The organism is Micromonospora sp. NPDC050695 (assembly GCF_040654415.1).
GTDB lineage: Bacteria > Actinomycetota > Actinomycetes > Mycobacteriales > Micromonosporaceae > Micromonospora.
Genome location: NZ_JBFAHZ010000008.1, coordinates 57,942 through 74,802, shown reverse-complemented (window position 1 = coordinate 74,802; position 16,861 = coordinate 57,942). Strand labels below are relative to the sequence as shown.

Here is a 16,861-nt window from a genome sequence, read left to right as displayed (position 1 = left end):
TCAACCCCCGCTGGCCGACTGCCGGGCCCGGTAGCGGCGCAGCAGCTCGGCGGCCCGCGGCTCGGTCAGCTCCAACTCGACCAGCGGGACCACCCGGTAGCTCCGCCCACCGTGGTGCACCTCGATCGTCTCGGGCAGCTCGTCGCACATCGTTGCCCTGATCTCGCCGTAGCGGGTCGACCAACGATGCTCGCCCGGCTCCTCGGGTTCCAACCACACGCCGCCGAACTCGCCCCAGCGGTCGTTCCACCGCTGTCCGTAGGCCGCTTCCAGCCATCGGGTGAACAGTTTCGAATCCTGCCATCGCACGGCGATCTCCAGCGCGTCGACCGGCACCGGCGCGCCCTGCAGCAGTGCCGCGGTGCAACCGGTGATCACCTGCGGGAAGTCGGTGAGTCGGTCCAACGTCCGATCCAGGTCCAGCTCGTTGATCCGCTCGGCGATCGGCCGGGCGGCCAGGTCGTCGATCCGGGCGTCGAGGTGCGCGTCCAGCGGCTCCACGGCGACGACCAACTGCACGTCCATGGCGGCGAGTAACCGCTCCAGCACGGGGATGGTCGGTGCGCGTTCGCCGCGTTCGATCCGGGCCACCGCCGCCTGGCTGACCTCGGCGAGCTGAGCCAACTGACGCTGGCTCAGCTCGCGCCGGTGTCGTTGGTGTCGCACCGCGGTGCCGATGAGAGTGACGAGACGAGTCGATGGCATCCCGGCATGGTCGACCAGGTCGCCGTGTCCGCGGTACCTCTGCGGCGGATTGACGACTCGCCGCGCGCCACCCTGTTGGCCGGCGATCGTCGCGGGTTGACTGCCGGCCGACCAGGTGTGTCCCAGTGAGCGTGATGCCTGTGAGTCATCTTGATGACTCACAGGCATCACGCTCAAAGAAGGACTCGGTGCCGCTCAGCGCCCGCCGGGGGGACGAAGGTGGCACGGCCGGGCCGTGCGGCGGGGCGGGGCGTGACCGGGGGCGGTGGCCGGGCCGCTAGGCTGGCTTACCGTGCTCGTACTCGTGGTGGACAGCTCGACCCCTGCGGTGACCGCCGCGCTGGTGGAGGTCTCGGCGGACGGTGTCGCGTCCCGGGCGCACCGGTGCACGGTCGATGCCCGTGCGCACGGCGAACTGCTGGCGCCCCAGGTCGACGCGGTGCTCGCCGACGTCGACGCGCGCCCGCGTGACCTGACCGCCATCGTCGCCGGGCTCGGCCCGGGGCCGTTCACCGGGCTGCGGGTCGGCCTGGTCACCGCCGCCACGATGGGTCAGGTGCTCGGCATCCCCACGTACGGTGTCTGCTCGCTGGACGCCATCGGCTACCCGGCGGCGTCCGGCGAGCCGGTGCTGGCCGCCAGCGACGCCCGCCGCAAGGAGCTCTACTGGGCCGTCTACGACGGTGCCGGCCAGCGCATCGTCGGACCGGAGGTCTCCACGCCCGTGGTGGCGGCGGCCCGGGCCCGCGAGCTGGGCGCGCTGGTCGCGGTCGGTGACGGCGCGCACCGGTACGCCGATGTCCTGGACCTGCCGGTCCGGGTGGAGCCGCGCTACCCGGACGCCACCGTGCTGGCGCTGCTCGCCGCCGAGCGGATCCGGGCCGGCGCACCCGGTGAGCGGCTCACCCCGCTCTACCTGCGCCGCCCGGACGCCGTGGCGGCCACCGGCCGCAAACCGGTCCTGCCGTGACGGCCGTGCGGCTGGGGGCGTTCCGCTGGTGGCACGTCGATGAGGTGCTGCCGATCGAGGCGGACCTCTTCGGTGCCGGACAGTGGTCCCCGGCCATGTTCTGGAACGAGCTGGCCAGCCGCCACTACTACCGGGTCGCCACCGACGACGGCGGCGCCGTGCTCGGCTACGCCGGGCTCGCCGGAGCCCCACCGGACGAGGTGTGGGTGCAGGTCATCGCCGTCCGGCGGGACGCCCAACGGCGCGGCATCGGACGCGTCCTCCTGGAAGACCTGCTCGCCGAGGCGAACCGACGCGGTGCCCGCAGCACCCTGCTGGAGGTCGCCGTGGACAACGTGGCCGCCCAGCGGCTCTACGCGACGTACGGGTTCGAGCCGATCGGGGTACGACGCGGCTACTACCAACCGAGCAACACCGACGCGCTGGTCATGCAGCGTGACGCCGAGCTGACCGGGGACGGACCACACGACCATGGCTGACGAACCGCTGATCCTGGGCATCGAGACCTCCTGCGACGAGACCGGCGTCGGCATCGTCCGGGGGCACACCCTGCTGGCCGACGCGCTCGCCTCCAGCGTCGAGGAGCACGCCCGGTTCGGAGGCGTGGTGCCCGAGGTGGCCAGCCGCGCGCACCTGGAGGCCATCGTGCCGACCATGCAGCGGGCGTTGACCGACGCCGGTGTCACCCTGGCCGACATCGACGCGATCGCGGTCACCTCCGGCCCCGGGCTGGCCGGCGCGCTGCTGGTCGGCGTCGCCGCCGCCAAGGGGTACGCGCTCGCCGCCGAGAAGCCCGTGTACGGCGTCAACCACCTGGCCGCGCACGTCGCGGTGGACACCCTGGAGCACGGCCCGCTGCCGGAACCCGCCATCGCTCTGCTGGTGTCCGGCGGGCACTCGTCGCTCCTGCTCGTCGACGACCTGGCCCGGGGCGTCACCCCGCTGGGCGCCACCATCGACGACGCGGCCGGTGAGGCGTTCGACAAGGTCGCCCGGCTGCTCGGGCTGCCGTTCCCGGGTGGCCCGCCCATCGACCGGGAGGCGCGCGCCGGCGACGCCGCCTCGATCGCCTTCCCGCGCGGTCTCACCGCCGCCAAGGATCTCGCGGCGCACCGGTACGACTTCTCGTTCTCCGGCCTCAAGACGGCGGTGGCCCGCTGGGTCGAAGCGCGGCAGCGCGCCGGCGAGCCGGTGCCGGTGGCCGACGTGGCCGCGTCCTTCCAGGAGGCGGTGTGTGACGTGTTGACCACGAAGGCGCTCGCCGCCTGCCGCGCACAGGGCATCGAGACCCTGGTGATCGGCGGGGGAGTGGCCGCGAACTCGCGGCTGCGGGCGCTGGCCGAGCAGCGGGCCGAGAAGTACGGCATCCGGGTCCGGGTGCCCCGGCCGAAGCTGTGCACCGACAACGGGGCGATGGTGGCGGCGCTCGGCTCGCACCTGGTCGCCGCCGGGGTCGCGCCGAGCCGGCTGGACCTGCCGGCCGACTCCGCGCTGCCGCTGACCACCGTCAGCGTGTGACGGGGGCGACGGACATGATCGTGCGGATGTGGGAGGCGCGTGCGGAGGCGTACGGCGTCGCCGACCTGATCACCTGGGTGTGCGACACGGCTCTGCCCGAGGTGGAACACGACCCGCTGCACGTGTCCAGCGAGGTCTTCTCCTCCACCGACCACCGGGTGGTGGTCATCTCCAAGTGGCGCAGCAATCCGCGCCCACTGCCCGATCCGCCCGCCCTGTTGGTGGCCCGCGCCCCGCGCTCCTGGGACTTCACCCAGGTCGACCGCTGACCCGGGCCACCGACAAGGCGGTCAGCTGCGGCGCAGCATCCGGTAGGTGGCGATCCCGCCGGTGCCCAGCGCGGCGAGGAAGACCAGCCAGACGACGGTGCTGCTGACCCCGACCTGCGGGCCGGTGTTCGCCGCGGCGGCGGCCAGCAGCCCGTCCTGGCCGGGGGCGGGCAGCGCGGCCGGTGGCAGCTCCGGCCAGCGGACCAGCCCGGTGCTCTCCAGCATCTGCATGTGGTGCTGGACGAACGCGTTGGCGTCCTCGCAGAGCTTACGGACGGTGGCGTCGCGGGTGCTGGCCCGTACCGCGCCGATCACCGGGAAGATCTTGCCGTGGGCCACCCGCAGGCGGGTCACGAAGATCTGGTCGAAGCGGGCGCCGGAGGCCTTCTGCATCTCCGCCAGCCAGCCCTTCTGCTCGGCCGTCGGCTCGGTGGGGATGGTCGCGCCCAGCTTGTTGGCCGCGTCCACGACGAGTTGGTCGAGCTTCTGGTGCTCGCCGGCGATGCCGGCGCCGATCTCCCGGACCTTCGCCGACTGTCCCTTCTCGGCGGCCATCTGACCGGCCGGCATCTCCCACAGCCCGGCCAGCCGGACCCCGTTGAGCAGGGTCATGTCGGCGGCGTTGAGCTGTTGCCCGGCGGGTGCGGCGACGGCCACGCCGGGCAGGACGCCCACCCCGGCGATGATCGCGATGAGCAGCATCGCCGCCCGGTGGGTCCGGTTGCCCAGCCGGCGACGGGCGGATCTGAGCGGTGCCATGTCTGCGGTGCCTCCTCGGTCCGGACCGAAACGCGTCGGGACCGGGCAGCCGTACCTGCCGGCTGCCCGCCCGCCCAGTGGTACGGACTGATCGTGCGATCAGTTCACCGGTCGGCGGCGCGGTTCAGCGGGTGACGGCGAGGAAGCCACCGAGCAGCAGCAGCGTGAGCGCGGCGACGGCGAAGAGCACCAGCAGCTCCCGCCGGCCGTGCCCGATCGTGGTCGCCCCGGTGGCCGGGTCGTCGGGCAGGGCCGGCAGGTCGCGGGTCAGCGCGGCCAGGTCACCGAGGGTACGGGCCGTCCACACCGCACCGACCCGGTCGGAAAACTCGTCCAGGGTGAGCCGACCGGCTGTGGTGTGCCGGTGCAACTCGGCGACCACCCGGTGGCGGTCGTCGTCGGAGGCGCGCAGCTCGACATCCACGCCGGACAGGGTACGCGGATCAGCCCACGTCGAGGGGGTCGGCGAGGAGCCGTTCGAAGGCCAGTTCGGCGGCGCCGATCAGAGGTGCGTCCTCGCCCAGCTTGGGGGTGCGCAGCCGGACGTGTTCCAGGCAGGCGCCGAGCGCGTTGGAGTTGAGCCGGCTGCGGATCTGGGCCGCCGCGGCGAGGTAGAGGTCCCGCATGGTGCCGCCGAAGATGACCATCTCCGGGTTGAAGACGTTCACCAGGTTGGCGACCCCGAAGCCGAGCCAGTCACCGGCCTGGCGGACGGCCGTCTGGGCGCGGGCGTCACCCCGGTCGGCGGCGTCGAAGACGGCCAGCAGCGCCTCGCGGCCCCGGGCGTCGGAGCGTCCCGCCGCGCGGAGCAGGCCGTGCTCGCCGATCTCGGTCTCCCAGCAGCCCCGGGTGCCGCACTCGCAGGGCATGCCGTCGCGGACCACCTTCATGTGGCCGACCTCGCCGCCGTACCCGCCGTGCCCGGTGAGCCGGCGACCACCGGCGATGATGCCGGCGCCGACACCGACATCGCCGTACAGGTAGATGACGTTGTCGCAGCCGGCCGCCACCCCCCGGGCGTGCTCGGCGAACGCGGCCACGTCGGCCACGTTGCCGACCGTGATCGGCACGTCGAGGCCCAGTTCGGTGCCGAGTGCCGCGCCGATCGGCTCGTCCACCCAGCCGGTGGTCGGGCCGAGCCGGACCAGGCCGTCCTCGCGGCGGACCATCCCGCAGACGGCGACACCGGCACCGACGCAGATCGCGTCGCCGGGCACCGCCTGCTGCATGTCCTTGACCGCGCCGGCCAGCAGCGGCGCGGCCTCGGCGGCCAGCAGGCCGCGCGGTCGGTCCAGCTCCCGGCGGTCCAGCACCGCGCCGCCCAGGCCGACCCGGGCGGCGCGCAGCCGGTCCACCTCGACGGAGTACGCGTACGCGTACACCCGGGCCGACTCGGGCCGGACGACCAGTGACGGCCGTCCGGCCCGGCCGGTCTCCTTCGGTGTTCCCTCGCTGACCAGGCCGACGCCGGCGAGGTCGGCGGTGAGCGCGCCGATGGTGCTGCGGTTCAGTCCCAGCGTGGTGGTGAGTTCGGCGCGGGTGGTCGCCCCGTGGACGTGTACGTGCCGGAGCAGGGCCCCGAGGTTCTGCCGCCGGACCTCGTCCTGGCTCGGTGCCGGGCGCATGGTGGTGCCCCTCCCCGCGGTCAGCGGGTGCCGGTGGCTGCCGCGCGGCGGCGGGAGAGCGCGTCGACGGTGGCGGCGAGCATGAGCACGACGCCGGTCACCACGTACTTGACTCCCGCGCTGTACCCCATCAGGCCCATTCCGTTTTCGATGACCGCGACCACCGCGCCGCCGAGGACGGCGTCGAGGACACGGCCCTTGCCACCGAAGAGGCTGGTGCCTCCGATCACCGCCGCGCCGACCGCGTAGAGCAGTACGTTACTGCCCCCGGTGTTCGGGTCGACCGAGTTGGCCCGGCTGGCCGCCACGATGCCACCGATCGCGGCCATGGACGAGCAGATCACGAAGACCGAGATCCGGATCCGGTCGATCCCGATGCCGGCCCGGCGTGCCGCTTCCCGGTTGCCGCCCACGGCGTAGATGTGCCGGCCGTAGCTGGTGCGTTGGAGCACGAAGGTCCAGATGACCAGCAGCACCGCGATGATCGGCACGACGATCGGCACACCCTTGAGCGAGACGACCAGTACGTTGCGGCTGCGCTCCAGGTTGAGGACGTACACCGCCGCTCCGAGGATGACGGCGAGCCCGCCGATCCGCAGCGCCACCACCGCGATCGGGTCGGTGATCAGACCGCGGGCCACCCGGTTGCGGTGGCGCAGCAGCTGCACCGTCCCGTAGCCGACGACCGCGAGGGCGGCCAGCGCCCAGCCGAGGGTGGGGGTGAGGTTGCGGTTGGCGATGGCGACGAGCACCTCGTCGCGGACGGAGATGTTGGTGCCGTCCTTGACGAGCATCAGCACGATGCCCTGGAAGGCGAGGAAGCCGGCGAGGGTGACCACGAAGGACGGAACGCCGATCTTCGCGACGAGCAGGCCGAGGGTGGTGCCGATGACCAGACCGGTGCCGACCGCGGCGAGCACGGCGACCCACCAGGGGTAGCCGAGTACGGTGACCACATTGGCCAGTACCGCCGCGCAGACCCCGCTGGCGAAGCCGGCAGAGAGGTCGATCTCGCCGAGCAGCAGCACGAAGACCAGGCCCATCGCGATCAGCGTGACCGCGGCACCCTGGGTGAAGAGGTTGGCGAAGTTACCGGCCGACAGGAACGACGACGGCCGCATGACCGCGAAGACCGTGCAGAGCACGATCAGGCCGAGGACGGCGGGGAGCGCGCCGACGTCGCCGCCGCGTACCCGGCTCAGGTAGGTGCGGACGTGGCTCCCGACGGTCGGCGCCGGTGTGACGGCCGCGGGGCCGTCCTTCCGCACGGCGGTGGTGGTCATCGGTGGCCTCCTGAGGTCGAGTCGGCCGGCTGCGGGCCGTTGCCGTTGCCGCCCGTACCCGGGTCGGTGGCGAGGCCGAGCCCGCCCGAGCGCCCGGCGGTGATCAGCTCGACCACCTGGGCGTGGGTGATGTCGGTGGTCTTCACCTGGGCGACCATCTGGCCGAGGTACAGCGCGGCGATGCGGTCGGAGACGGCGAAGACGTCGTTCATGTTGTGCGAGATGAGCACCACGGCGAGGCCGTTGTCGGCGAGGCGGCGGACCAGTTCGAGCACCTGGGCGGTCTGTGCCACGCCGAGCGCGGCGGTCGGCTCGTCAAGGATGACCAGCTTGCTGTTCCACAGCACGGCCTTGGCGATGGCCACGGTCTGACGCTGACCGCCGGAGAGGCTGGACACGTGTTGACGCAGTGAGGTGACGGTGCGGATGGAGAGCCCGGCCAGCGTCTCGGCGGCGAGTTGCTCCATGGTCGGCTCGTCGAGGACGATGCCGCTGCGCTTCTCCCGGCCGAGGAACATGTTCTGCACGATGTCCAGGTTGTCGCAGAGCGCGAGGTCCTGGTAGACGACCTCGATGCCGAGGGCGGCGGCGTCGCGGGGGCTGTTGATGTGGACCTGCTCACCGTTGAACAGGACCTCGCCGGCGTCGGTGGGGTAGATGCCGCTGATGCACTTGACCAGGGTCGACTTGCCGGCGCCGTTGTCGCCGACCAGCGCGGTCACTTCGCCCGGGTGGACGGTGAATGCGACGTCGCGGAGCACCTGGACGGGACCGAAGCTCTTGTCGATCCCGCGAAGTTCCAGCAGGGGGGTCGCGGACACGGGGGGTCTCCTTCGCAAGGGAGGTCGGGGCCCGTCCGGCGGGCGCCGCCCGGCACGGGAGTGGTGCTCCCGTGCCGGGCGGCGATGGTCGTCCCGGCGGGTACTGCGGCGTCGGTCAGCTGATGCCGGCTTCGGCGCAGAGCTTGGCGTACGTCCCGGTGCAGACCTGCTCCTTGGTCACGTAGCCGTCGGCGATGACGTCCTTGACGGTGTCCTTGTAGATGGCCTTCGGGGTGAGCAGCACCGAGGGGACGTCGCGGCCACCCTCCGGGTCCTTCACCGTCTGGCCGGTCTCCTTCTTCTCGCCCTTGGCGAGCGCGATGGCCAGGTCGGAAGCGGCCTTGGCCTCTTCCCGGACCGCCTTGTAGACGGTCATGCACTGGTCACCGACGAGGATGTTCTGCAGGCCCTCGACGCTGGCGTCCTGCCCGGTCACCGGCACCTTGCCGTTGAGCTTGTTCTTCTTGAGGATCGAGATGGCCGCGTTGCCGAGACCGTCGTTGGCCGACAGCACACCGTCGATCTTGCCGTTGGCCTTGGTGAGCTGCTGCTCGAAGATCGTGGCGGCCTGGGCGTTGTCCCACGCCGGAACCGCGTCCTCGGGGCCCTTGACGTATTCCTTGGAGTCGAACTTCGGCTTGAGCACCGAGTCGTAGCCGGCCTTGAACAGGGTGGCGTTGTTGTCGGTGGGGGAGCCGTTGAGGTACGCCACGACCGGGTTCTTGACACCCTTCTCGGTCAGGCACTTCGTCAGCCCCTCGCCCTGCAGCTTGCCGACGGTCTCGTTGTCGAAGCTGACGTAGTACTGGGCGGAGCCGCCGAGGGTGAGCCGGTCGTAGTCGATGGTGGCGACACCCTGCGACTTGGCCTTGTCGAGCACGGCCTTGCCGGTGCCGGAGTCCAGGTTGACGATCATCAGGGCGGTGACGCCGCCGGTGATCATCTGGTCGGCGATGGTCTGGAAGGCGGTCTTGTCGTTCTGGGCGTTCTGAATGTCGTACTGGACGCCGGCGGCCTTGAACGCCTCTTCCAGGAATCGACGGTCCGCGGTCTCCCAGCGGACGGAGGACTTGCTGTCCGGGAGGATCACGCCGATCTTGGGGGTCTTGGCCGAACCGGACGGGTCGTTGCTGGAGTCGTCGCCGCAGGCGGTCAAGGCGCCGGCCGTGAGCAGGCCCACGGCGGCGATGGTGAGGATCCCCTTACGCATGTGCAGGGTCCTTTCGGGGGTGGGGGAGGTGTTGTTTTGTTGTGTCCGGCAACGTATTTCGCGTCACACCAGCTCCACAAGACTGCGCAGGTGCCAAGTTTGTTGGGGGCGATAACAATTCAGCAACGCGACTGTTACTCCCCGGTCATCCCACCGGGGAGTCGACGTAACGACAGGTGTTAGCGCGTGTGCAACGGCGCGGTGCGCGCCTCGGTCAGCGCCACCAGATCCGCAGCGGCCAATTCGAGTTGCAGACCGCGTCGGCCTGCGGAGACGTAGATCGTCGGCAGGTCCAGTGCGGAGTCGTCGAGCACAGTGGGCAGTCGCCGGCGCTGCCCGAGCGGGCTGATCCCACCCCGCACGTAGCCGGTGGCCCGCTCGGCGACCACCCGGTCGGCCAGCGCGGCCCGCTTGCCGCCGACCGCCGCCGCGAGCGCCTTGAGGTCCAGTTCACCGCTGACCGGTACGACCGCCACGGTGAGTGCGCCGTCCACGTCGGTCACCAGCGTCTTGAACACCCGCTCCAGTGCCACGCCGAGCGCCGTCGCCACCAGCGCGCCGTAGTTCGGGGCGTCCGGCGCCACCCGGTACGGGTGGGTGCGATGCGCGATGCCACGCTTGACCAGTAGTGCCGTCGCCGGAGTGCCCTGTCCCGCCACACCGACGACGCTAGTCGACCGGCCGGCCGATCAGTACGGTCGGCGCCCCGGCGACCCGGGTGAGCACCAGACTCGCCGCCTGGTCGCCGGTCAACCGCAGGTCCCGCCGGAGCTGCTCCGGGGTGAGTGCCGAGCCCCGCTTGAGGATCTCCACCCGACCCACCCGGCGGTCCCGCAGCAGCGTCCGCAGGCGCTTGAGCGAGAACGGCAGCACGTCGGTGATCTCCAGGCAGCGGGCGTACGGGGTGCGGGTCGGGTGCTCGGCGTAGAGGTAGGCGATGCTCGGGTCGCCCAGCGTGGCGTGCAGCTCGTCGGCCAGTTCGGCGACGAGGTGCGCGCGGACCACCGCCGGGTCGGGGTCGTAGAGGTAGCGGCCCACCGTCCCGACCGGCGCCTCGGTGGCACCTGAGCCGGTGAGCTGGTGGCGGCGGGTCTCGCCGCTCTCCTGGCGGTACAGGGTGGCGCGGCGGGGCACCTCCGCCAGCTCCCCGCACCAGAGCGCGGCCTCGACCAGGTCGCCGTCCACGCCGACCCACTCGGCCTCCGCGCCGGGCGGGATGAGCGAGTGGTCCAGGCCCGGCGCCACCTTCACCACGGTGCGCGGCACCCGCTCGGCCAACCCGGTCACGAAGTCCCAGGGTGGCGAGTAGGCGCGCGGGTCGAAGATCCGCCGCCCGGTGCCGGTCGTCCGGCGGGCCGGATCGCAGAAGACCCCGTCGACCCGGGTGACGTCGAACGCTGTGGCGTCGCCGCACTCGACCGTGAACAGGTCGGCCAGCCCCGCCGCGGCCGCGTTGGCGGCGGCCATCGCGGCGGTCACCGGGTCGGCCTCCACCCCGTACACCCGGATGCCGGCACGGGCCGCGGCCAGCGCGTCGGCGCCCAGGCCGCAGCCGAGGTCGGCGAGGGTGTGGACGCCGGCCGCTCGCAGCCGTTCGGCGCGGCGGTCCGCGACCACCCGGCGGGTGGCCTGCTCCAGTCCGGCCCGGGTGAGGAACATCCCGGCGGCACCCGGGCCGAACTTGCCGATCGCCCGGTGGCGCAGCTCGGCCTGGGTGAGCGCCGCCGCGGCCAGTGGCGGCGGCACCCCGGCCGCGCGCAGGGCCGACGCCGCGGTCAGCGGATCACCGCCGGCCAGCTCGGCCGCCGCCGCGAGCGCGGCCGACCCCTCGGGGGTACGCAGCGTCGCCAGCTGGTCGAGATCCACTCCGCCATTGTCCCGGGCGACCCGGAAATCCTGGCTGGCGGGGCGCGACGCGCTGGCACTCTCCTTGACGGAGTGCTAGCCACGGAATAACCTGCGATTAGCACTCTCACCCTGAGGGTGCCAGCTTCCGGGTCTCGCGACCCGGGTGCGCACGCCAGGCGGACCGGCACCCGCGACGACGGTCCCGCCCGGTGGCATGAGGCAGATTGACGCTGGTCAGCCCCGCTGGCCAGCAACGAAACCAGTACCCCAGGAGGGTATGCCCGTGACTACCGCGACCAAGGTTGCGATCAAGCCGCTCGAGGACCGCATCGTGGTCCAGGCGAACGAGGCTGAGACCACCACGGCGTCGGGCATCGTGATCCCCGACACCGCCAAGGAGAAGCCGCAGGAGGGCACCGTCCTCGCTGTGGGCCCGGGGCGCGTCGACGACAACGGCAACCGGGTTCCGGTTGACGTTCAGGTCGGCGACACCGTCCTCTACTCGAAGTACGGCGGCACCGAGGTCAAGTACGCCGGCGAGGAGTACCTGGTGCTCTCCGCCCGCGACGTCCTCGCGGTCATCGAGAAGTAAGCAACCGATCAGTGCCATTGCCCCGGTCCGGCTCGCCGGGCCGGGGCAATGACGCTTCGAAGGGACATTCATGGCGAAGATCCTGAGCTTCTCGGACGACGCCCGGCACCTGCTGGAGCACGGTGTCAACGCCCTCGCGGACGCGGTCAAGGTCACCCTCGGCCCGCGCGGGCGCAACGTCGTCCTGGACAAGAAATTCGGTGCGCCGACGATCACCAACGATGGTGTGACCATCGCCAAGGAGATCGAGCTCACCAACCCCTACGAGAACCTCGGCGCGCAGCTGGTCAAGGAGGTGGCGACCAAGACCAACGACGTCGCCGGCGACGGGACCACCACCGCGACCGTGCTGGCCCAGGCGATGGTCCGTGAGGGCCTGCGCAACGTGACCGCCGGAACCAACCCGGCCGGCCTCAAGCGGGGCATCGACGCGGCGGCCGCCAAGGTCTCCGAGGCGCTGCTCGGCCGGGCCGTCGAGGTCGCCGGCAAGGAGTCGATCGCGAACGTGGCGACGATCTCCGCGCAGGACGCCACCATCGGCGAGCTGATCGCCGAGGCGATGGAGCGGGTCGGCCGCGACGGTGTCATCACCGTCGAGGAGGGCTCGATGCTCACCACCGAGCTGGACGTGACCGAGGGTCTCCAGTTCGACAAGGGCTTCATCTCGCCGAACTTCGTCACCGACCTGGAGGGTCAGGAGTCCGTCCTCGAGGACGCGTACATCCTGGTCACCACCCAGAAGATCTCGGCGATCGAGGAACTGCTGCCGCTGCTGGAGAAGGTCCTGCAGAACAGCAAGCCCCTGCTGATCATCGCCGAGGACGTGGACGGTCAGGCGCTCTCCACCCTGGTGGTCAACTCGCTGCGCAAGACCCTCAAGGTCTGCGCCGTGAAGGCCCCGGGCTTCGGCGACCGGCGCAAGGCCATGCTGCAGGACATCGCGATCTCCACGGGCGCCGAGCTGGTCGCCCCGGAGCTGGGTTACAAGCTCGACCAGGTCGGCCTGGAGGTGCTCGGCACCGCCCGGCGCGTCGTGGTCGACAAGGAGAACACCACGATCGTCGACGGTGGCGGCCAGAAGACCGACGTCGCCGACCGGGTGGCCCAGATCCGCAAGGAGATCGAGGCCTCCGACTCCGACTGGGACCGGGAGAAGCTGGCCGAGCGGCTGGCGAAGCTCTCCGGCGGCATCGCCGTGATCAAGGTGGGTGCGGCGACCGAGGTCGAGATGAAGGAGCGCAAGCACCGCATCGAGGACGCCATCGCGGCGACCAAGGCCGCGGTCGAGGAGGGCACCGTGCCCGGCGGCGGCGCCGCCCTGGTGCAGATCCTCCCGGTGCTCGACGACGACCTGGGCTTCACCGGTGACGAGAAGGTCGGCGTCTCGGTCGTGCGCAAGGCGCTCGTCGAGCCGCTGCGCTGGATCGCGCAGAACGCCGGTCACGACGGCTACGTCGTCACCCAGAAGGTCGCCGACCTGAAGTGGGGCAACGGCCTCGACGCCGCCAAGGGCGAGTACGTCGACCTGGCCAAGGCCGGCATCATCGACCCGGTGAAGGTGACCCGCAACGCGGTCACCAACGCCGCCTCGATCGCCGGTCTGCTGCTCACCACGGAGAGCCTCGTGGTGGAGAAGCCGGAGCAGGCCGAGCCGGCCGCCGCCGGTGGGCACGGCCACGGCCACGGCCACCAGCACGGCCCGGGCTTCTGACCCGGTAGCGACACCCCCCGGGGCACACCGCCGTACGACGGTGTGCCCCGGTCCGTCTTCGCCGGTCATTACCAAGCGCTGACGTCGTTGGCGACCCGGCGCGGTGATCGCGCACACTGGGCCGATGAGCACCACGTCACGGCGGTACGCCGCGCTGGCCGGAGTGACCGCTGCCGCCGTCGCGATCGGGATCGCCGAACCGGTGGCGGTGCTGACCGGCCCCCGGTCGGCGCCGCTGGTCGCGGTCGGCGGGGTGGTCGTCGACGCCGTCCCCGAGTCGGTCAAGCAGTTCGCCATCGACGTCTTCGGCACCGCCGACAAGATCGCCCTGCTGGTCGGTACGGCCGTGCTGCTCGGCGGCTTCGCCGCCCTGTTCGGAGTGCTGGCGGTGCGCCGGTTGGCCCTCGGTCTGGCCGGCATCGCGGCGTTCGGCGTCATCGGCGTGGCCGCCGCGCTGACCCGCCCCGGCGCGGACGTCCTCGACGCGCTGCCATCACTCGTCGGCGGCGGCCTCGGTGCCCTGGTGCTCTGGCTGTTCATCGCCGGCCCGTTCGAGCTGGACCCCTGGCCCTGGACCTCACCCGCGCCCCGGGTGGCCCCGGTGTCCCCGGCGGGTCCGGTGTCGCCGGCTGGCCCCTCGGGCCGTGACGGATTGCCGGTGCCGGTGACCCCTGCCGCGCCGGTGCCGGTTACTCCCGCCGCGCCGGTAGCGGTGAGCGCGGCCGACGGGGTCGACCCGGAGTCGCGTCGGCGGTTCCTCAGCGGTGCCGGGGCGCTGCTCGGCACCGCCGCCGTGGCCGGCCTGGGCGGGCGGTGGCTGGCTGGGCGGCGCGGGGTGTCGGCCGCCCGGGACGCGATCAGCCTGCCCGCGCCGGTCGCACCGGCACCCGCCGTGCCCGCCGGCGCGGACCTGTCGGTGACCCAGCTCGCGCCGTACGTCACCCCGAACTTCGGGTTCTACCGGATCGACACCGCCCTGGTGGTGCCCCAGGTGGACCCCGACACCTGGCGGCTGCGGATCCACGGCCGGGTCCGTACCGAGCGCACCTACAGCTACGCCGACCTGCTGGCCCGGCCGCTGGTCGAGCGGTACGTCACGCTGGCCTGCGTCTCCAACGAGGTCGGGGGCGACCTGATCGGCAACGCGCGCTGGCTCGGCGTACCCCTGCGGGAACTGCTCGACGAGGTCGAGCCGGAGGACGGCGCCGACCAGGTCGTCGGCCGGTCGGTCGACGGCTGGACCTGTGGCACCCCCACCGCCGCGCTGCGCGACGGGCGGGACGCCCTGCTGGCGATCGGCATGAACGGGGAGCCGCTGCCGGTGGAGCACGGCTTCCCGGTCCGGATGGTGGTGCCCGGCCTCTACGGTTACGTGTCGGCCTGCAAGTGGGTGACCGAGCTGGAGCTGACCCGGTTCGCCGACTTCGACGCGTACTGGGTGCCGCGGGGCTGGTCCGCCCAGGGACCGATCAAGACCCAGTCGCGAATCGACGCGCCGCGCGCCCGCAACCGACTGACCGCCGGCCCGGTCACCGTGGCCGGGGTGGCCTGGGCGCAGCACCGGGGCATCCGCCGGGTCGAGGTACGCGTCGACGGCGGCGCCTGGCAGGAGGCGGAGCTGGCCCCGACGGTGTCGGTGGACACCTGGGTGCAGTGGTCGTGGCGCTGGGACGCGACGCCGGGCGAGCACCGGCTCCAGGTCCGGGCCACCGACGCGACGGGTGAGACGCAGACCGAGCGTACGCAGGGCGTCGCCCCGGACGGCGCCACCGGCTGGCACACCGTCACGGTCAACGTCCGCTGACCCCGCCCGCATGACGCGGAAACCGCGCCCCGGTGGGGGCGCGGTTCGCGGTGCTGGGAAGAGTCGGGTCAGGCGACGTTGCGTTGGGCGGGGACGGTCGACTTGTGCGGGCGGCCCAGTCGGGCCTCCAGTCGGGCCACGTCCACCCGGGCGTGCCGGCGGTCCGCCAGGTCCTCCCAGCCGACGGCGAGCAGCCGCAGCCGCTCCGACTCGCTGAAGCCACCCCACACGCCGTACGGCTCGCGGACCGACAGCGCGTGCGCGGCGCACTCGGCGCGAACGGGGCAGGCCCGGCACACCGCCTTGGCGGAGGACTCCCGACGCAGTCGGGAGGAGCCCCGCTCACCGTCGGGGTGGAAGAACTGGGCGCTGTCCCGCCCTCGACAGGCACCGAGCCGCTGCCAGTCCCACAGATCGACGATGGGTCCGGGCAGTCTACGTACGTTCGACATCAGCACCCCTCCTCCCGCGCGGCACCGCGAGATCCTTGTGGCCGGCTTCCGGGCGGCGGGCCGCGCAGGCGCACCGTTCCCGGCCTGGCCCTCCCGGTACCCGGGCCGTCGCCGACTCACACGTGTGTGATCGAAAACGACCTCCAAGTTGCGGCTTTTGCCCCATCTGTCGGAAAAGTTCGAAGGATTGCCGGGAACCTCCTCCCCAGCCGACCCCGTCATGGTCTGCTCGTTGGCGGAGAGGAGACCACAGTGCGTACCGTTCTCGTGTGCGTTCGGACACCACTCGCCGCCCAGCACCTGACTTCTGCTGCCGCGCGACTGGGTTTGTCCGCGATCGTTCGTACCGCCGTCTCCGATCCCGAGGTGATGTTGCGGCTCGCTGAGCGACCGGCCGACGTGGTGCTGGCCGACACGGCCCTGACGCGGCCGGACAGCGCCGGCTTCGTCCGCCGGGTGCTGGCCCGCGCGCCGCAGGCCGCGGTGGTGCTGCTCGGTGCCGAGGAGTCCGAGGCCGCGGCGGCGAGCATCAGCGCCGGCGCCCGCGGTCTGATCCAGAACGCCGACCACGACCTGACCAGCGCGGTCGCGAAGGCCCTGCTGCTGCTCACCGCTCCCGGCCGGGCGACCCGGCAACGGATCACCGATCCGGCCCGGGACACCGCGACGGTCGGCGGCGCGGGCCGCTCCGGGCCGTCCCTGCGCGGCTCCGCCGAGCCCGGCCGGTCCGCCACGGCGACCGGCGAGGGGCCGGCAGGCGTGCCGTCGGTGCCGGTACAGCGAGGTGACGATGAGGCCGAGTCCGCGAACGGCGATTCGCCCGACCAGACCGACCAGGCCCGCAGCGCCCAGAGCACCCGGCCCGCCCGGGCGTCGATCGGGCTCACCGAGCGGGAGCTTCAGGTGCTGCTGGGCATGGCCGAGGGCAAGAGCAACGCGGAGATCGGCCGGGAGCTGTTCGTCTCGGAGGACACCGTCAAGACCCACGCCCGCCGGCTGTTCCGCAAGCTCGGTGCCCGGGACCGGGCACACGCGGTGGCCGCCGGCTTCCGCGCCGGCCTGGTCGCCTGACCCGCACCCCGCACCCCGGTCCCGCACGCGCCGCACGCGCCGCACGCGCCGCACGCGCCGCACGCGCCGCACCGCGCCGCACGCGCCGCACCGCGCCGCACGCGCCGCACGCGCCGCACGCGCCGCACCGCGCCGCACGCGCCGCACGCGCCGCGCCGCACGCGCCGCGCCGCGCCGCGCCGCGCCGCAAGATCGTGCTCGAACCAGGATGTAGTGGCTTCCC

General features: G+C 72.4%; 18 protein-coding genes. 8 read left to right on the top strand and 10 right to left on the bottom strand.

The window, feature by feature from the left end; genetic code table 11:
* On the bottom strand, window positions 1–705 hold the full coding sequence (locus AB0H52_RS08340) for a helix-turn-helix transcriptional regulator (protein ID WP_278126381.1): 705 nt from the start codon (window positions 703–705) through the stop codon (window positions 1–3).
* Window positions 706–997: 292 nt separating this feature from the next.
* Here AB0H52_RS08340 and tsaB point away from each other — a divergent pair, with 292 nt between their 5' ends.
* From tsaB to AB0H52_RS08320, 4 genes are read left to right on the top strand one after another with little or no spacing between them, the layout of a single operon-like run.
* Window positions 998–1,675 carry a tRNA (adenosine(37)-N6)-threonylcarbamoyltransferase complex dimerization subunit type 1 TsaB gene (gene tsaB, locus AB0H52_RS08335; protein ID WP_151489889.1) on the top strand — a complete coding sequence of 226 codons (678 nt, stop codon included), beginning with the start codon at window positions 998–1,000 and terminating at the stop codon, window positions 1,673–1,675.
* A complete protein-coding gene (gene rimI / locus AB0H52_RS08330; protein WP_192580261.1) occupies window positions 1,672–2,154 on the top strand; it encodes a ribosomal protein S18-alanine N-acetyltransferase in 483 nt (160 codons plus the stop codon). Before tsaB ends, rimI begins: the two co-directional genes overlap by 4 nt.
* Window positions 2,147–3,193: a tRNA (adenosine(37)-N6)-threonylcarbamoyltransferase complex transferase subunit TsaD gene (tsaD, locus tag AB0H52_RS08325; protein WP_151489888.1), complete on the top strand. Its 1,047-nt coding sequence runs from the start codon at window positions 2,147–2,149 to the stop codon at window positions 3,191–3,193. The genes rimI and tsaD overlap by 8 nt, the downstream gene beginning before the upstream one ends.
* A gap of 14 nt (window positions 3,194–3,207) precedes the next feature.
* Window positions 3,208–3,462: a hypothetical protein gene (locus AB0H52_RS08320; protein ID WP_151489897.1), complete on the top strand. Its 255-nt coding sequence runs from the start codon at window positions 3,208–3,210 to the stop codon at window positions 3,460–3,462.
* 21 nt (window positions 3,463–3,483) lie between these two features.
* Here the strand turns inward: AB0H52_RS08320 and AB0H52_RS08315 are convergent, their stop codons facing one another.
* From AB0H52_RS08315 to AB0H52_RS08280, 8 genes are all read right to left on the bottom strand, one after another.
* Window positions 3,484–4,221, bottom strand: a complete 738-nt coding sequence (locus tag AB0H52_RS08315; RefSeq protein ID WP_151489887.1) for a DUF4142 domain-containing protein — start codon at window positions 4,219–4,221, stop codon at window positions 3,484–3,486.
* Between the two features lie 124 nt (window positions 4,222–4,345).
* Window positions 4,346–4,645 (bottom strand): DUF1707 domain-containing protein, encoded by a 300-nt coding sequence (locus tag AB0H52_RS08310; RefSeq protein WP_151489886.1) that lies wholly within the window; start codon window positions 4,643–4,645, stop codon window positions 4,346–4,348.
* A 19-nt stretch (window positions 4,646–4,664) separates the two neighbouring features.
* Window positions 4,665–5,846: an ROK family protein gene (locus AB0H52_RS08305; protein WP_357946068.1), complete on the bottom strand. Its 1,182-nt coding sequence runs from the start codon at window positions 5,844–5,846 to the stop codon at window positions 4,665–4,667.
* Window positions 5,847–5,866: 20 nt separating this feature from the next.
* Entirely contained in the window at window positions 5,867–7,129 is a 1,263-nt protein-coding gene (locus AB0H52_RS08300; protein WP_151489884.1) for an ABC transporter permease, read from the bottom strand.
* The gene (locus AB0H52_RS08295) at window positions 7,126–7,950 is read right to left on the bottom strand and encodes an ATP-binding cassette domain-containing protein (RefSeq protein WP_151489883.1); all 825 of its coding nucleotides are present in this window, start codon (window positions 7,948–7,950) and stop codon (window positions 7,126–7,128) included. The genes AB0H52_RS08300 and AB0H52_RS08295 overlap by 4 nt, the downstream gene beginning before the upstream one ends.
* A gap of 115 nt (window positions 7,951–8,065) precedes the next feature.
* The gene (locus tag AB0H52_RS08290; protein ID WP_151489882.1) at window positions 8,066–9,160 is read right to left on the bottom strand and encodes a substrate-binding domain-containing protein; all 1,095 of its coding nucleotides are present in this window, start codon (window positions 9,158–9,160) and stop codon (window positions 8,066–8,068) included.
* Window positions 9,161–9,339: 179 nt separating this feature from the next.
* Complete coding sequence (gene ybaK, locus AB0H52_RS08285) at window positions 9,340–9,819, bottom strand: Cys-tRNA(Pro) deacylase (RefSeq protein ID WP_151489881.1); 480 nt, start codon at window positions 9,817–9,819, stop codon at window positions 9,340–9,342.
* A 10-nt stretch (window positions 9,820–9,829) separates the two neighbouring features.
* On the bottom strand, window positions 9,830–11,026 hold the full coding sequence (locus AB0H52_RS08280; RefSeq protein ID WP_151489880.1) for a methyltransferase domain-containing protein: 1,197 nt from the start codon (window positions 11,024–11,026) through the stop codon (window positions 9,830–9,832).
* Window positions 11,027–11,285: 259 nt separating this feature from the next.
* Here AB0H52_RS08280 and groES point away from each other — a divergent pair, with 259 nt between their 5' ends.
* The 3 genes from groES (at window position 11,286) to AB0H52_RS08265 (ending at window position 15,115) form a co-directional block, all read left to right on the top strand.
* A complete protein-coding gene (gene groES, locus AB0H52_RS08275; protein ID WP_030330046.1) occupies window positions 11,286–11,600 on the top strand; it encodes a co-chaperone GroES in 315 nt (104 codons plus the stop codon).
* 70 nt (window positions 11,601–11,670) lie between these two features.
* A complete protein-coding gene (groL, locus tag AB0H52_RS08270) occupies window positions 11,671–13,311 on the top strand; it encodes a chaperonin GroEL (protein ID WP_151489879.1) in 1,641 nt (546 codons plus the stop codon).
* Window positions 13,312–13,435: 124 nt separating this feature from the next.
* On the top strand, window positions 13,436–15,115 hold the full coding sequence (locus AB0H52_RS08265; RefSeq protein WP_151489878.1) for a molybdopterin-dependent oxidoreductase: 1,680 nt from the start codon (window positions 13,436–13,438) through the stop codon (window positions 15,113–15,115).
* 68 nt (window positions 15,116–15,183) lie between these two features.
* On the opposite strand, the gene AB0H52_RS08260 is transcribed toward AB0H52_RS08265, so the two are convergent.
* Window positions 15,184–15,567: a WhiB family transcriptional regulator gene (locus AB0H52_RS08260; RefSeq protein WP_139583648.1), complete on the bottom strand. Its 384-nt coding sequence runs from the start codon at window positions 15,565–15,567 to the stop codon at window positions 15,184–15,186.
* Window positions 15,568–15,819: 252 nt separating this feature from the next.
* Between AB0H52_RS08260 and AB0H52_RS08255 the strand changes: the two genes are divergently transcribed.
* On the top strand, window positions 15,820–16,638 hold the full coding sequence (locus tag AB0H52_RS08255; RefSeq protein WP_151489877.1) for a response regulator transcription factor: 819 nt from the start codon (window positions 15,820–15,822) through the stop codon (window positions 16,636–16,638).
* Window positions 16,639–16,861: the final 223 nt, after the last annotated feature.

Coding starts and splice junctions, on each gene's coding strand:
- groL (WP_151489879.1), top strand. CDS start 11,671: ATGGCGAAGATCCTGAGCTTCTCGGACGACGCCCGGCACCTGCTGGAG.
- AB0H52_RS08265 (WP_151489878.1), top strand. CDS start 13,436: ATGAGCACCACGTCACGGCGGTACGCCGCGCTGGCCGGAGTGACCGCT.
- AB0H52_RS08320 (WP_151489897.1), top strand. CDS start 3,208: ATGATCGTGCGGATGTGGGAGGCGCGTGCGGAGGCGTACGGCGTCGCC.
- AB0H52_RS08305 (WP_357946068.1), bottom strand. CDS start 5,846: ATGCGCCCGGCACCGAGCCAGGACGAGGTCCGGCGGCAGAACCTCGGG.
- AB0H52_RS08290 (WP_151489882.1), bottom strand. CDS start 9,160: ATGCGTAAGGGGATCCTCACCATCGCCGCCGTGGGCCTGCTCACGGCC.
- AB0H52_RS08315 (WP_151489887.1), bottom strand. CDS start 4,221: ATGGCACCGCTCAGATCCGCCCGTCGCCGGCTGGGCAACCGGACCCAC.
- groES (WP_030330046.1), top strand. CDS start 11,286: ATGCCCGTGACTACCGCGACCAAGGTTGCGATCAAGCCGCTCGAGGAC.
- AB0H52_RS08300 (WP_151489884.1), bottom strand. CDS start 7,129: ATGACCACCACCGCCGTGCGGAAGGACGGCCCCGCGGCCGTCACACCG.
- AB0H52_RS08260 (WP_139583648.1), bottom strand. CDS start 15,567: ATGTCGAACGTACGTAGACTGCCCGGACCCATCGTCGATCTGTGGGAC.
- tsaD (WP_151489888.1), top strand. CDS start 2,147: ATGGCTGACGAACCGCTGATCCTGGGCATCGAGACCTCCTGCGACGAG.
- AB0H52_RS08340 (WP_278126381.1), bottom strand. CDS start 705: ATGCCATCGACTCGTCTCGTCACTCTCATCGGCACCGCGGTGCGACAC.